At 59.4% G+C, this 13,805-nt stretch carries 10 protein-coding genes; 4 read left to right on the forward strand and 6 right to left on the reverse strand.

The genetic code is table 11. The features are described from left to right. Positions 1–353 precede the first annotated feature (353 nt). Both tmaR and G5380_RS18375 read left to right on the forward strand, forming a co-directional pair. Positions 354–671, forward strand: coding sequence for a PTS system regulator TmaR (tmaR, locus tag G5380_RS18370; protein ID WP_005336024.1), 318 nt, complete (start codon positions 354–356; stop codon positions 669–671). A 208-nt stretch (positions 672–879) separates the two neighbouring features. Continuing rightward, positions 880–3,963, forward strand: a complete 3,084-nt coding sequence (locus tag G5380_RS18375) for a transglycosylase domain-containing protein (protein WP_309508295.1) — start codon at positions 880–882, stop codon at positions 3,961–3,963. A 110-nt stretch (positions 3,964–4,073) separates the two neighbouring features. Here the strand turns inward: G5380_RS18375 and yidA are convergent, their stop codons facing one another. The 4 genes from yidA to G5380_RS18395 all read right to left on the reverse strand — a co-directional run bounded on the left by yidA (position 4,074) and on the right by G5380_RS18395 (position 9,381). Further along, complete coding sequence (gene yidA, locus G5380_RS18380; RefSeq protein ID WP_421352987.1) at positions 4,074–4,883, reverse strand: sugar-phosphatase; 810 nt, start codon at positions 4,881–4,883, stop codon at positions 4,074–4,076. Between the two features lie 101 nt (positions 4,884–4,984). Continuing rightward, complete coding sequence (locus G5380_RS18385; RefSeq protein ID WP_421352988.1) at positions 4,985–6,652, reverse strand: DUF342 domain-containing protein; 1,668 nt, start codon at positions 6,650–6,652, stop codon at positions 4,985–4,987. 285 nt (positions 6,653–6,937) lie between these two features. Beyond that, on the reverse strand, positions 6,938–8,089 hold the full coding sequence (locus G5380_RS18390; RefSeq protein ID WP_421352989.1) for a competence/damage-inducible protein A: 1,152 nt from the start codon (positions 8,087–8,089) through the stop codon (positions 6,938–6,940). Positions 8,090–8,142: 53 nt separating this feature from the next. Next, a complete protein-coding gene (locus G5380_RS18395; protein WP_201937853.1) occupies positions 8,143–9,381 on the reverse strand; it encodes an HD-GYP domain-containing protein in 1,239 nt (412 codons plus the stop codon). Between the two features lie 144 nt (positions 9,382–9,525). On the opposite strand from G5380_RS18395, the gene metA reads away from it, so the two are divergent. Next, complete coding sequence (gene metA, locus G5380_RS18400; RefSeq protein ID WP_227341866.1) at positions 9,526–10,473, forward strand: homoserine O-acetyltransferase MetA; 948 nt, start codon at positions 9,526–9,528, stop codon at positions 10,471–10,473. Here the strand turns inward: metA and G5380_RS18405 are convergent, their stop codons facing one another. Beyond that, positions 10,474–10,992, reverse strand: coding sequence for a cyclin-dependent kinase inhibitor 3 family protein (locus G5380_RS18405; protein WP_421352990.1), 519 nt, complete (start codon positions 10,990–10,992; stop codon positions 10,474–10,476). A gap of 143 nt (positions 10,993–11,135) precedes the next feature. Here G5380_RS18405 and G5380_RS18410 point away from each other — a divergent pair, with 143 nt between their 5' ends. Next, positions 11,136–11,606, forward strand: coding sequence for an Lrp/AsnC family transcriptional regulator (locus G5380_RS18410; RefSeq protein WP_005336001.1), 471 nt, complete (start codon positions 11,136–11,138; stop codon positions 11,604–11,606). Between the two features lie 91 nt (positions 11,607–11,697). Here G5380_RS18410 and G5380_RS18415 read toward each other — a convergent pair whose 3' ends face one another. Continuing rightward, positions 11,698–13,662 (reverse strand): LTA synthase family protein, encoded by a 1,965-nt coding sequence (locus G5380_RS18415; protein ID WP_421352991.1) that lies wholly within the window; start codon positions 13,660–13,662, stop codon positions 11,698–11,700. Positions 13,663–13,805: the final 143 nt, after the last annotated feature.

Genomic DNA, 13,805 nt, shown 5'->3' on the forward strand with positions numbered 1-13,805 from the left:
AAGTCCCACTGGTTTGCACACCAGAACCAACACAAAGCCCAGTCTGACGACTGGGTTTTGATGTTTTTAGCGTGTTAAACAGCCTGTATTAGCATTTATCTGCAGGAAGAGAACTAAAGCCCTGTCATTTCCTCCATTTTCTATCTATATCAAGCCCTTATCTGATGGATTACTGGCTATTTTAACTGGTTTACTTTTGGCCAAACTCTGTTCATGGCGCGCGATTAGGGTTGTATCTCGCTTATAACTCGGTAGAGTAAGGGCATCTTGAGTTTGCCTGTCCCGCGCCGAGTTTGCCGGGTTCCAGGTGTAACTTGGCCAGTTTTTATCAACCTTAAGTCAGTGGTATCGATATGGAACAAGTAAACAAGTCCACCTTCAGCGATGTACTGGAATATGTGCGTATGTCCCGTCGCCAGAACAAACTCAAGCGTGAAATTGCGGATAACGAGAAAAAGATCCGTGACAACCAGAAGCGCGTGCTGCTGCTCGACAACCTGAGCGACTACATCAAGCCGGGCATGAGTATTGATGATGTGCAGGCGATCATCGCCAACATGCGTGCCGACTATGAAGAGCGCGTGGATGACCACATCATCAAGAACGCCGAGCTTTCCAAAGAGCGTAAAGAGCTGAGCACCAAACTGAAGGGCATGAGCTCTCACAAGTAAGCGTTCAGCTTTTGCTTAAAAGACACCGGCCACTGGCCGGTGTTTTGTTATCAGCTCTGATCTCTGCCACTCCTGCAACAATCGGCTCCCCTTTTTAGAATTGCCCTGTTACCATCACTACAAAGCGGTCAATAGTTTCAAGCCATTGACTTGAAAAGACTAAGCTTGAGTGAAACACAATAAATTGCGCAACCATGGTGGGGCTGATATGGGCGCATCAGAACAGACGGATTTGACACAAGTGGCATCTCAAGATTCATCTGTCCAGACCTCGGACGGGAACCCAAAGCGCAAGCGCCGTCCCTGGTGGCGTTGGCTGTTCTGTTTTCTCTTTTTATTGTGCCTGGGGGCGGTGATCGCTCTGGTTGGCTATGAGATGAAAACCTCGAAGCTGCAATCTCAGGAGATATCCCGTTATGCCGCCAAGCTCACCTATCAGGTCGAGCCTGGCCAGAGCAAGCAGATCGCATTCCCTGAGGATGGCCCGTTCGACAAGCGGCTCGGCTATGTGCAACTGCCGATGATGCAGGAGCGTTTGCTTCAGCGGGGCTATGAAGTCAGCAAGCAGGTGCATTTCTCCGACGCGCTCTATGACTACGCCAGTCGTGGCTTCTTCGTGCCCTATACCGAGAAGGTGCAGGCTGGCCTGACGTTGCACGATTGCCGCGCAGAACCTTTCTATCAATTCAAGTATCCGACCCATCACTATCCGGATTTTGACTCAATTCCGCCGCTCGTCATCCAGTCGCTGCTGTTTATCGAGAACCGCGACTTGCTGAGCAACGAAGAGCCGTTGGCCAACCCGGCGGTCGACTGGCCCCGTTTTGCCAAGGCCGCGCTCTCTCAAGTGGGCAAGGCGCTCGATATGCAGGATCAATCTGCCGGTGGCAGTACCCTGGCGACCCAGGTGGAGAAGTATCGCCACTCGCCGGATGGCCTGACCCTGTCGCCGACCGAGAAGATCCGTCAGATGGCCTCTGCCAGCGTGCGTGCCTATCGTCTCGGGCCGGAAACCCTCGAAGCGCGCAAGCTGGTCGCCTGGGCCTACCTCAACTCGGTACCGCTCTCGGCTGCGCCGGGATATGGTGAGGTGCATGGTTTGGGGGATGGTCTCTGGGTCTGGTTTGGTGCCAATGTCGATGACGTGAACCGTCTGCTGGACCCCGCCCGCAACCAGAACGCACCGCTGGCCGAACAGGGACTTGCCCTGCGTCAGGTTGTCTCTTTGATGATTGCGCACCGCCGTCCCTCTTACTATCTGGCTCAGGGGCGAGAGGCGCTGGCTACCCTGACCGACAGCTACCTGCGCCTGTTTGTGCAGGAGGGGATGATCACGCCACCTCTGATGGAGGCGGCGCTCAAGGCCAAGATTACGTTCCGGGACTTCCTGCAGTCCCCGGCTATCACCCGGGTGAACAATAACAAGGGGTTGCAGGTTGCCCGTACTCGCCTGAGCCGTCAGCTCGGGGTGCAGCTCTATGACCTTGACCGGATGGATCTGACCGCCGATACCAGCCTCAACATGCCGCTGCAGAACGAAATCTCCCGTTATCTGCAACAGCTGGCCGACCCGACGTTTGCCGCTCAGGTGGGACTGTTTGGTGAGCGCCTGCTCTCGCCGGAGAAGACCGGCGATGTGCGCTACAGCTTCACCCTGTTCGAGAAGTCGCCGGATGGGTTCAAGGTGCGGGTACAGACCGACAACACCGATCAGCCGTTCGATATCAACGAAGGCTCCAAGCTGGAGTTGGGCTCAACCGCCAAGTTGCGGGTACTGACTACCTATCTGGAGATCGTGGCCGAGCTGCACGACAACTATGCCGGGATGCCGGTCGAGAATCTGCGCAAGCTGGCTGCCGTCTCTCAGGACAACCTCAGCCGTTGGGCCATCTCCTATCTGATGACGGCTCAGGACAAGAGCCTGCCTGTGATGCTGGAAGCGGCGCTGGATCGCAAATACTCCGCCAGCCCCAACGAAGGGTTCTTTACCGGTGGCGGCATGCACACCTTCAACAACTTCCGCCGCGAGGATAACAATCGCATTCCGACGTTGCGTGACTCTTTGCGTGAGTCGATTAACTTGCCCTTTGTACGGCTGATGCGGGATATCGTGCGCTACAGCCTCTACAAGGAGGGCAACCGTGCCCAGTTGCTGAAGGACGACAAGGATCCCCGTCGTCAGGAGTATCTGGCCAAATTTGCCGACAAAGAGGGCCAGACCTATCTGCTGCGCTTCTGGCGCAAATATCGCGGCAAGACTCCCGAGGAGCAACTCGATACCTTCCTCGACGGTCTAAAGCCGAGTGCGGTACGTCTGGCGGCGGTTCACCGCTACCTGATGCCGGAAGCCAGTGAAGCTGCATTTGCTGCCTTCCTGGCGGAGCGGTTGCCGCGGGAGAAGTTGAGCGCCAAGCGGGTCAATCAGCTCTACGTCAGCTATGGCCCGGGCAAGTATTCACTTCCGGATCAGGGCTACATCGCCCGGGTTCACCCGCTGGAGCTGTGGCTGCTGGCCTATCTCAAGGAGTTCGACAAGGCCACCTTTGCCGACGCGGTGGCGGCCAGTCGTGACGAGCGGCAGGAGGTCTACAGCTGGCTGTTCAAGACTCGCCATCGCAGTGCTCGTGACAGCCGGATCCGCACCATGCTGGAGGTTGAAGCCTTCCTCGATATCCATCAGCGCTGGGCCAAGCTCGGTTATCCGTTCGACCATCTGGTGCCTTCGCTGGCGACCGCGTTGGGTAGCTCCGGCGACCGCCCGGCAGCACTGGCCGAGCTGATGGGGATTATCCAGAATGGCGGTATCCGCTCGCCAACTTTGCGTATCGAACACCTCTCGTTCGCCAAGGGGACGCCCTTCGAGACCGAGTTTGAGCCGCAGCACACCGAGGGAACCCGGGTGATGCCGGCAGAGGTGGCGGCCGCCTTGCGCAGTGCGCTCTCCAAGGTGGTTGAAGGGGGCACGGCAAGACGTATCGCCGGAGCTTTTACCCTGCCGGATGGCACTGTGTTGCAAATGGGGGGCAAGACCGGGACCGGGGATAACCGCATCGAAACTGTCGGTCGTTATGGCAACGTGACCAGCTCGCTGGCGCGCAACCGTACCGCGACCTTCGTCTTCTATCTGGGTGAGGATCACTTCGGTACCCTGACCGCCTATGTACCGGGTAGCCAGTCTGACAAGTTCCGCTTCACCTCGGCGCTGCCGGTGCAGGTGCTCAAGGGAATGGCTCCCCTGCTCACGCCTTACCTGCAACCGGGCTCCCATACCCAGTGTCTGGCGAACCAGTGATGCGAGCGAATTAACGCTCATCACGCAGATAACTGACCAGAAAAAAACGGGGAGGCTGACAGCCTCCCCGTTTTTATTTCCTTATTGGACACAGCGACGCTCGATTGCGATCAGGCGTTCAGTACGAACTGCTCGATCACCTGAGCCACACCATCTTCATCGTTGCGGGCTGTGGTGTGCTGGGCGAGAACCTTGATCTCGTTGGTGGCATTGCCCATCGCAACTCCGAGGCCTGCGTACTCGATCATGTGGCGATCGTTGCCCGCATCCCCGACGCAGATCACCTGATCGGCGGTTAGGCCCAGGTGCTCGGCCAGCGCGGCGATGCCGGTTCCCTTGTTGCTCTGCTTGTTCATGAACTCGAGGAAGAAGGGGGCACTCTGTACCACGGTATAGCGCTCATAGAGCTCTGCAGGCAGTCGCTCGATGGCCCGGGAGAGCCGGGGCGGCTCGTCGATCATCATCACCTTCATGATCTGCTCGTCGGCAGGCAGGGTGGCGAAGTCGATCAGATTGATCGGCATGCCGATCAGGCGAGATTCGTGCTCGGTGTAGGTACTGACACGGGGGCTGATCAGTCCACGGGTGACCGAGAAACCGTGGACGTTCACTTCCAGCTCATCAGCCAGTTTGGCGACGGCGCTGGCGTCACTGCCGGTCAGCAGCTGGCTGCGGATGATGCGCTGATCGGCAACCTGCTGTACCAGAGCGCCGTTGTAGCAGATGACATAGTCATGCTCTGTGGTGAGGCCGAGCTCTTCCAGATAGCGGCTCATCCCTTCCAGCGGCCGGCCGGAGGCCAGCACTACGGTTACCCCTTTGGCGCGCGCGGCACTGATGGCGGCGTGGGTGCGGGGAGTAATCTGGCCCTGCGGGTTGAGCAGGGTGCCATCCATATCCAATGCGATCAGCTTGTACATCTCTCACTACCTGAGTCTGGCTGGCCCGCCCGGTGGGGCCAAGGAAGTGGCGAGTGTAGCGAAAATCGACGGCGGGATCACGGTCGATGCGGATGGTTCAACTAGCTGTGCCCCTCGTAAGGGGTCATCTCCAGCTGCTCGTCGTGAATAGTCAGGCGGGTAGGGCCTCGGGTGATGGTGACTTTGCGTTTGAAGCAGGCCATCTCGACCTCGATGCCGGAGAACAGATGCTGGGTGGCGATCACCTCCATTTGTGCCATCAAGCTCTGCATCTCTTCATGGTTTGTCGTGATCTGTTCGTGGATGAGGGTCAGCTCTGCCAACTGGTGATCCCGGATTGGTTTGAGTTTGCGCAGGGTATCCGGATTGCGTTTATCGCCGGGCAGTTGCAGCAGCTTCATCACCAGCGCCTTGATCTTGTCGAGTTGAGCCTGGCACTCCTGCTGACGAACCTTCAGCTGGGTCTCCTGCTCCTTGTGGGTGAAATAGCCACCGAGGATCTGCAACCGGGTATGGTTGGCGGCCTCGGCCCCCAGGCTGGGGGCCATGATGAGACGGTTGGCTATGCTGGTGCCACCCAGCAGGGTGCCTTTGCGCATGCTGCTGTCACCCACCTTGATATCCTGCCCGCTGCGGCTATAACAGTGGCTGAGCTGACTCTGGATCTGGATGTCGCCCCCGGCTTCAAGTTGCGCATACTGGGCGTAGCTGGCGTGGATCTCCCCCTGCGCATTGAGCTGACAGAGGTACTCCCCTTGCTCGTTGCGGCGTCCTATGATGCCGTGGCGAACCGTGATGCTGCCGCCGGCCTCGATCACGCCCCCTTCAATAAATCCACCGATGACGATATCGCCGCTGACCCGCACCTTCATGCCTGGATTGACGTCGCCATTGACGATTAATCCCCCTTCAAAGGTAATGTGGCCGTGGCGAACATCTACCTGTTTGACGGTGAGCACTTCATCCACCTTCATGCCCGCTTTCTCCTGACAGGGCAGGCCTGCCCGACCGGCGATCAACAGATCGGGATCGTCGGGGGAGATAAAGGTGCCCTCGCCAGCGCTCATCGGGCTGTCCTTGCCATTCTTGGCGGGCAGCTCCTGGCCTGTCACGGTAAAGCCGGGCACTCCCTGGGTGGCCGGATGACGTCGCATCAAAGGCGCCCCGGCTTTGACGGTGACGATGGAGCCGAGATCCCGCAGGTCGACTTTGCCATGATCCAGTTCCTGTGGTTTGAGGATCCGTTCGGCCGGAGTCTCCACCAGCCGCTCGTAACGGGTGTCCTCACCATTTTGTGCAGGTTGACCACGAGCGATGACCAGCTTGAGCAGGGTGCCGGGGGATGCCTCCTTGGCGGACTGGATGGCGGCGGTGAGCAGGGCGTCACTCACCCCCAGTTTGATCTCGCTCTGGCCGATTGCCTCTTGCAGTTGTTCCAGCGTGATGTACTTGCCACCCCAGTCTGCGGTGATCTGGGCGATGGCACTCATTCGATCTTTCTCCACCATCATGGCAAGTCTGGCATCCTGGCGCTTGCCAATCGGTATGGGGCTGGTAGGTGCGGGGGCTACGGGATTGCTCAACAGGGTATTGAGCAGGCTGATGGCCTGTTTGATCCCCTCGGGCAGCGGCTGATAGCGGCGACAGTTGGAAGCGAGCAGCAGAGCCTGCACATCCTGTTCCGTGACAGGTTTGGTGAGACCGGCGGCAATCCGCAGGCAGACCAGTTCCATATCGCTTGATAGCAGCAGCCACTCTTTGCTTAACACCGCATCTCCTTGCCTGGTGGGGAGAGGGGGGCTCGGTTTTCCCCTCTACTGTCATTTAATCTCTCTGTGATGAATAAAGCGAGTCGCCAACCCTGAGAGTGGGCAGTATTCAGATATTTCTTCTGAATGGTCAATGAATTGAGGTCGGATCGGTGACAAGAGACGGATAAATCGTGGTCGTATAAATGGCGTTCTGTTCGGTGATGACGCCAAGAGGGATGCCGGAGAGTGACCGGATATATCAGCCAGCGGCATGGCCTGCACTGGCCGGGTGAGGGATTGTGGTTAACCGCCGCGTTGTGTCGTTCTGTCCAGCGTGAGGTACTTGCCGAGTACCGGCTCGTCCAACAGGTGGCGGCGCAGCATGTCGAGGGCGGCAAAGGCGAGGATCTTGCGGCGGCTCTCCGGGTCGGGGTGGCTGACCTTGACTGTCTGACCGATGTGCATGCCATCGGCGCTGAGCAGCAGTGGCACTCCCTCTGGCCCCTCTCGCCCTATGGTCAGTTGCAGGCCCGCATCGGCGGTCGGCAATTGCGCCAGCTCATCGGCCAGTTGTGTACTGAAGTTGGCCTCCAGCCGGGGATGGCCGTGACAAAGCGCCAGCAGGGCGCCGCCACTCTCTCCCTCCAGCAGAGACAGCGGCCTGCCTTGCAGCAGCGCGAGGATCTGCTGCGCCGGTTCCGTATCTCCGTAGCCAACCAGCCAGGGGCGGACCGTATCCAGCAGTCGGCGCTCGGCACTCTCCATATCAGCGGCACTGGCGCCGTGGCCGATCAGTTTCAGCTCGATAAGGGGCATGGAGGATCGGTAACCCAGCTCGATACCCATCGGCCAGGGGGCGCCATCCAGCATATCGCTGAGGGCCGACTCCGAGACGCCGAAGGTGTAAAAGCGACGCAGCTCGGTATCGATCTGTGCCCCGGCCAGCTGTTTGAGGCGCGGCAGAATTTGCTCGCGCACCATCTGCTTGAACTCGAACGGCACGCCCGGGGTGAAGAAGAGCTGGCTCTGGCCACTTCGCACCACAAAGCCGCAGGCGGTGCCGACCGGGTTGTCGAGGATCTCGCACCCCTGTGGCAACCAGGCCTGTTTGGCATTGCTTTGTGCCATGGGGCGGCCACGGCTGGCGTAGCGCGCTTCGATGGTAGCGAGCCAGTCGGGGAAGAGGGTGAGCGGCTGGTCAAAGGCCTCGGCTGCCGCCTGAGCGGTGAGGTCGTCGGCGGTGGGCCCGAGCCCGCCACACACCAGCACCACCTCTGCGCGGCTGGCACTCTCTTGCAGCACCGTTTTCAGGTCGGCGAGGTTGTCCCCCACCGTCAGGCGACGGCGCACCTGCCAGCCCTGCTCCAGCAGCAGAGCGCTGAGCCAGGCCGCGTTGGTATCCACCACCAGACCCGTTACTATTTCGTCTCCGGTACTGATGATCTCGATACGCATGGCGGGCTCCTTGGGTGAAACGGGTGACAACGGTTGGCCTCTGGCCAACACAATCAGGCTTTGTTGTGCTCGAAGTAGTAGCTGATCCGGGTACGCGGATTGAGATACTCGAACACGGCGGGCGGCAGCCGTTTGGGGTGGATCACCTTGGCGATCGACAGTTCGGCTTGCTGCAGGTCGATGATGGCGGCTTCCTGACGGGGAATGCGCGGATCGTAGACCAGCACCGAGGGGTAGAGCAGGCGGGAAGCGTTGACCGACATTACCAGCCCCACCTGACCGTTGGAGAGTTGCACCACGCTGCCGGGGGGATAGATCCCCATCAACCGGATCAGCATGCTGAGGTACTCCGGATTGAACTGGGCCTTGCGCTGCTTGTAGAGGCCGCTCAGGGCCGAGTAAGGCACCTTGGCCTGCATGTGGCAGAGGTTATCGTACTCGTTGATCAGAGACACCATCTGGGTGAGCTGATCGAGCTGGCCACCCTTGAGCCCTTCCGGCCCGCTGCCATCGAGATATTCGTGGTGGTGCAGCACTATCCCCTTCGCTTCCGACGGGAAATCCTTGGCCAGATTGAGCAGATCCAGCCCGTAGCGCGGGTGCTGGGCCATCAGGTTCTGCTCCGGCCTGGTGAGCGGCTCGGTCTTGCGCAGGATCTGGCTCGGGATCTTCAGTTTGCCGATGTCGTGGAACAGCGCCCCCATACCGATATGGCGGATCTGGTCGGCCGACATGTTGCACTCCTTGGCCAGCAGCATGCTGAGTACGCTGACGTTGAGGGAGTGGAAGTAGAGGTTGTTGCCATCCTCGCTGTCGGAGACCAGATGGAGCACCATCTCGTCCACCGAGAGCAGCTGTTCTGTCATGGCGTTGACCAGCTCCTGCGCCTCGCCGATGGCATTGAGGGGGCGGGACTGGAGCTTGCTCATCACGCTGCGCACCTGGGCCAGCGACTGCTGAAACTGTTTCTCGCACTGCTGCAGGTTGCGACGATACTGCTGCAACTGCTCGATGCGGCGGTCCTTCTCCTGCTGCATCTGAGCCTGGCGCTGGGCGGCGTCTGCGCTCTCTTGTGGTTGAGGCTGTACCTGATTGAGGGGCTTGGGCGGAACGTCGCTCTTGTCGGGAATGATGGTGACCAGTTTCAGACCGAGTCGGCGAATGAGCTCGATCTCCTCTTCATTCTTGATCTTGAAGCTGGAAAACAGGAAGGGGTGTTCGCGCCACCCCAGTGGCAGGGAGACATAGTTGCCGACTTGCAGTCGATCTACGGAAATCTTGATACCGGTCATTATCTTGGATGCAGGGGAGATACTGAGCCGTATGCTAGTCAAAGGCGAGAGTGAATACAAAAGGTATCTGATGACAGGGTGGGAGCTTTATTATAGGCTTCTGGATGTCCAGACATATTTACCGATGCAGTACAGGGAGTAAGCATGCCGATCAAGATCCCGGATCAGTTGCCCGCAGCCGAAGTGTTGGGGCAGGAGAACATCTTCGTGATGACGGAATCCCGGGCCGTCACCCAGAACATCCGCCCGCTGCGGGTACTGATCCTCAATTTGATGCCCAAGAAGATTGAGACCGAGATCCAGCTGATGCGGATGCTCTCCAACTCGCCGCTGCAGGTGGATGTGGATCTGCTGCGCATTGATGACAGGGAGTCAAAGAACACGCCGCAGGCCCATCTCGAGAACTTCTATCACGACTTCGAGCAGGTGCGTGGCAACAACTACGACGGCATGATCATCACGGGGGCGCCGCTCGGGCTGGTGGAGTTCGAGGAGGTGGTCTATTGGCCGCGTATCGTCGAGATCATCGAGTGGTCCCATCAGCATGTTACCTCCACCCTGTTCCTCTGCTGGGCGGTGCAGGCGGCGCTCAAGGCACTCTACGGCATGGAGAAGCAGACCCGTGGCGAGAAGCTCTCCGGTGTGTATCATCATCATCGCCTCGATGAGCACGAACCGCTGCTGCGTGGTTTCGATGACGAGTTTGTCGCGCCCCACTCCCGCTATGCGGCGTTTGATGGCGATTTGATCCGCGCCCACACCGATCTGCAGATTTTTGCCGAGTCAGAAGAGGCGGGGGTTTATCTGGCGGCGACCAAGGATTGTCGTCAGGTGTTTGTCACCGGGCATCCGGAGTACGACGCCCTGACTCTCGATGGGGAGTACCAACGGGATCTGGCGGCGGGCCTTGACCCGGCTATTCCGGTCAACTACTACCCGAATAACGATCCGGGCAAGACCCCGCGCGCCAGCTGGCGCAGCCATGGTCATCTGCTGTTTGCCAACTGGCTCAACTACTACGTCTATCAGCTCACCAGCTATCGGGTGGAGGATATCGGCAAGGTCTTCACCTATGACCAAGGGGGCAAGTAGTCAGTCGCCCAGCTCCAGCCGCTGGGCCAGCCTGTCGAGCCATTGGCGGTGGCAGGCCAGGGTAAACGCCTTGGGTCTGTGGGCCTTGATGGCGGCCATCGCTTCTTGCTGTGGCTGGCCGAGGGTCATCAGCAGCGCTGCGGCGACCAGACCGGTACGACCGCTGCCCCCTTTGCAGTGGATGACCAGATGTTTGCCATCCCCCAGCAGCTCGCGCAGCTGCGGCAGCGCCTGTTGCCAGGCGGCCTCGAAGGCTGCATCGGGGGCCAGATCATCCTCGATGGGCAGGTGGAGCCAGCGCATCCCTTCGTGCTCGACCTGTTGGCCGAGCTGCGCCAGTTCGAGTCGGATCAACTCGGCGCTTGTCATCAGGGTCACCACCCCGTGGGCACCGGCCAACCGCAGTTGATCGAGCGCCAGGGTCAGCGGCACCTGCTGGGTGCCGGGGCAGGGGGTCAGCAGCAGCTGACCGTCGACACGGGGAACCTCAAGGCTCCAGAAGGGGTGATACGGGTGCATGGCGGATCCTCGCGTGGTGGCCGCAGGGCTGCGGCCGGTGAATGGCGCCAAGGATAGGCGGGGCAGGGGGGATGTCAATGGCCGTTGTGTTTGCCCCGGTTTACGGGCAGAGTCTAAAAAATTGAGCGGTTCAAGGAGTTAAGATGAGAAACCTGGATCAACTGGATTTGGATATCTTGGCCCATCTGTTTCGGGATGCGGGCATGACCAACAAGGATCTGGCCGCGCTGGTCGGTGTTGCCCCCTCCACCTGTCTGGAGCGGGTGCGCAAGCTGCAGCAGGATGGCGTGCTCAAGGGAGCGCACTGCGAAGTGGATTATCAGGCCCTCGGTGGCCACATTCAGGCCATGGTCTCCCTGCAACTGGCCCGCCACAGCCGCCAGATCATCGATGCTTTCCGCGATGCCATTCTGGCGCTGCCCGAAGTGATCAGCCTGTTCCACATGGGGGGCAAGGATGATTTTCTGGTGCACCTCTGTGTCTCCGACACCGAGCACCTGCGCAACTTTGTCTTTGATCACTTCACCTCCCGCGAGGAGGTGGTGCACCTCGAAACCTCGCTGGTATTCGAGCACAAGTTCAGCCGCTCCCTGCCCTGCTTTCCCCAGCCATAACGGCCTGTGGGCCGACGGTATGGATAGATGGAAAAAACCGCCAGCTGGCGGTTTTTTCCATTCTGCTATCGATTGAATTTGCTCGGGTGGCTCAATTGGCTGCGGTGCGTTCATCCTTGGCCGTCTGATAGAGACTCTTCTGATAGGCCATGCTGCCCCACAGGGCAAGACCGAGGGCATCCTCCTTCAAGGCGTCCGGCTGCGCCGCCAGAGTCAGCTTCTCGCTGGCATTGTCGTAGACATAGCCCTCTGCCGCCCGTTCCGGTTGCAGGATCACCACATCCTTGCCGCGCATCAGGGCGAAGTTCTTGTCGTACTGCATGATGGCGCGCCCCGGCCAGTCGGCGGGCATACGGGTCAGATCCTTGCCGAGCATGGGGTAGTCGGCACTGATCCCCATCAGGGAGAGCAGGGTAGGCGCCATGTCGATCTGGCTGACGATACGCGAATCCTTTCTCGGCACTATGCCATCGCCCACGATAACCCCCGGAATATGGAAGCGGGGAATGGGCACCAGACTGGCGCCACCGACCCGGCTGTCGTGATCGGCGATGACCAGGAACAGGGTGTCCTTCCAGTATTCGGACTGTTTCGCCTTTTTGAAGAACTCGCCGATGGCGTAATCCGCATACTTGGCCGCGTTGTTGCGGGTCTGCTTGGGCTGCTCGAAGAGTTCGATGCGGTTGTCCGGGAATTCGAACGGATCGTGGTTGCTGGAGCTGAACACCAGACTGAAGAAAGGTTTACCCTCCTTGTGCAGTGCTTTGAAGGTCTCGTCGGCCTTGGCCATCAGATCCTCATCGGAGGCGCCCCAGGAGCCTTTGAACACCGGATTGTCGAAATCCTTCTGTTCGACGATGGTGGTGAAGCCGTTGCCGAGGAAGAAGCTGCGCATGTTGTCGAAGTGACTCTCGCCGCCATAAATAAAGCTGGTGTCGTAACCCCGCTGTTTGAGCAGATCGGCGATGGTGAAGAAGTTGGTCTGGCTCTTGCCGAGTTTGACCACCGCCTGTGCCGGGGTCGGCGTGAAGCCGGTCAGTACCGCCTCGATACCGCGCACCGAGCGGGTGCCGGTGGCGTAGAGCTGCTCGAAGGCCCAGCCCTGCTGCGACAGGGCGTCGATGTTGGGGGTAAGCGGCAGGCCGTCGAGGGAGCCGACAAACTGGGCGCCCAGGCTCTCCTGCAGCAGGATCACCAGATTCTTCGGTTTACCCTGGAAGCTCGCCTGGTTGAAGGTCTGGCTGGGCAGCAGATCTGAGTTGAAATCACTGGCCGGACGGCCACTCTCCTTGCGCATGACTTCGAGCACCTTCTGAGGGGTCATCTCGCCGTAAAACTGGCCGGCATCCTCCTCGGCGCCCATCTGTTTGATGGCAAAGAAGAGGGAGTAGGCGGAGTTGACGGTGAGCGAGTTGACCAGCGGATCCTCGGCAAAGGCGACCATGGCCGGGTTCAGGGCGCGGTGGCCGAGACTGGAGCGGGCACCGAGAAAACCTATGGCCAGAATGAGCAGGGCGAAGGCCGGACGCAGATACCAGCGGGGGAAGCTGAGGCCATGCACCAGACGGCCGCTCAGCCACCAACCGCCGGTCAGCACGGCGCCACTGAAGAGTAACGCCAGCAGCAGCTCGGCTTTGCGCCCCGCCCACAGCATGGCGAACACCTCTTTCGGATAGATGAGGTACTCCACATAGAGACGGTTGGGACGCACGCCATATTCGGTGACAAACGAGGGGGTGGAGATCTCGAGGAACAGCATCAGCCAGAGTCCGACGGTCAGCCAGACGCGCATCAGTTGCAGCCAGCCCCGGCCGATGGCATGGGGGCCTGCCAGCAGCAGAGTGAGCATGGCGGGGACACCCCAGACCCAGCAGAGGGTCGCAAAGTCGACCCGGATCCCTTGCAGCAGCATCTCCTGCCAACCGGCCACGGCATCCACCCGTTCCAGTTGCCAGAGACCGAGGGCGATTCGGCTGAAAGAGAGAGAAAAAAGCGCGAGCGCGCAGAAGACGGCGAAGGGCCAGAACGGGCCGAGTCGCTGTTTTAGATCTGTCATGTTTGTTCCTGAATGAGACTGTAAACGTCTGTCCACAGACGTTTTTTTAGTTGTTGTGAGGTTATGACAGATCGAATTGGTTAAGGTTGCATTCAAGTTTGTTAAAAGTCGGCATTAACACATTTATCATCTAAAAATGTGAT

This window comes from Aeromonas sp. 604443 (assembly GCF_049170315.1).
GTDB classification, from domain to species: Bacteria; Pseudomonadota; Gammaproteobacteria; order Enterobacterales; family Aeromonadaceae; genus Aeromonas; species Aeromonas veronii_A.

Excerpts from the sequence above, each read along its gene's own strand:
- tmaR (WP_005336024.1), top strand. The coding sequence starts at position 354 with ATGGAACAAGTAAACAAGTCCACCTTCAGCGATGTACTGGAATATGTG.
- G5380_RS18375 (WP_309508295.1), top strand. The coding sequence starts at position 880 with ATGGGCGCATCAGAACAGACGGATTTGACACAAGTGGCATCTCAAGAT.
- yidA (WP_421352987.1), bottom strand. The coding sequence starts at position 4,883 with ATGTACAAGCTGATCGCATTGGATATGGATGGCACCCTGCTCAACCCG.
- G5380_RS18390 (WP_421352989.1), bottom strand. The coding sequence starts at position 8,089 with ATGCGTATCGAGATCATCAGTACCGGAGACGAAATAGTAACGGGTCTG.
- G5380_RS18395 (WP_201937853.1), bottom strand. The coding sequence starts at position 9,381 with ATGACCGGTATCAAGATTTCCGTAGATCGACTGCAAGTCGGCAACTAT.
- metA (WP_227341866.1), top strand. The coding sequence starts at position 9,526 with ATGCCGATCAAGATCCCGGATCAGTTGCCCGCAGCCGAAGTGTTGGGG.
- G5380_RS18405 (WP_421352990.1), bottom strand. The coding sequence starts at position 10,992 with ATGCACCCGTATCACCCCTTCTGGAGCCTTGAGGTTCCCCGTGTCGAC.
- G5380_RS18410 (WP_005336001.1), top strand. The coding sequence starts at position 11,136 with ATGAGAAACCTGGATCAACTGGATTTGGATATCTTGGCCCATCTGTTT.
- G5380_RS18415 (WP_421352991.1), bottom strand. The coding sequence starts at position 13,662 with ATGACAGATCTAAAACAGCGACTCGGCCCGTTCTGGCCCTTCGCCGTC.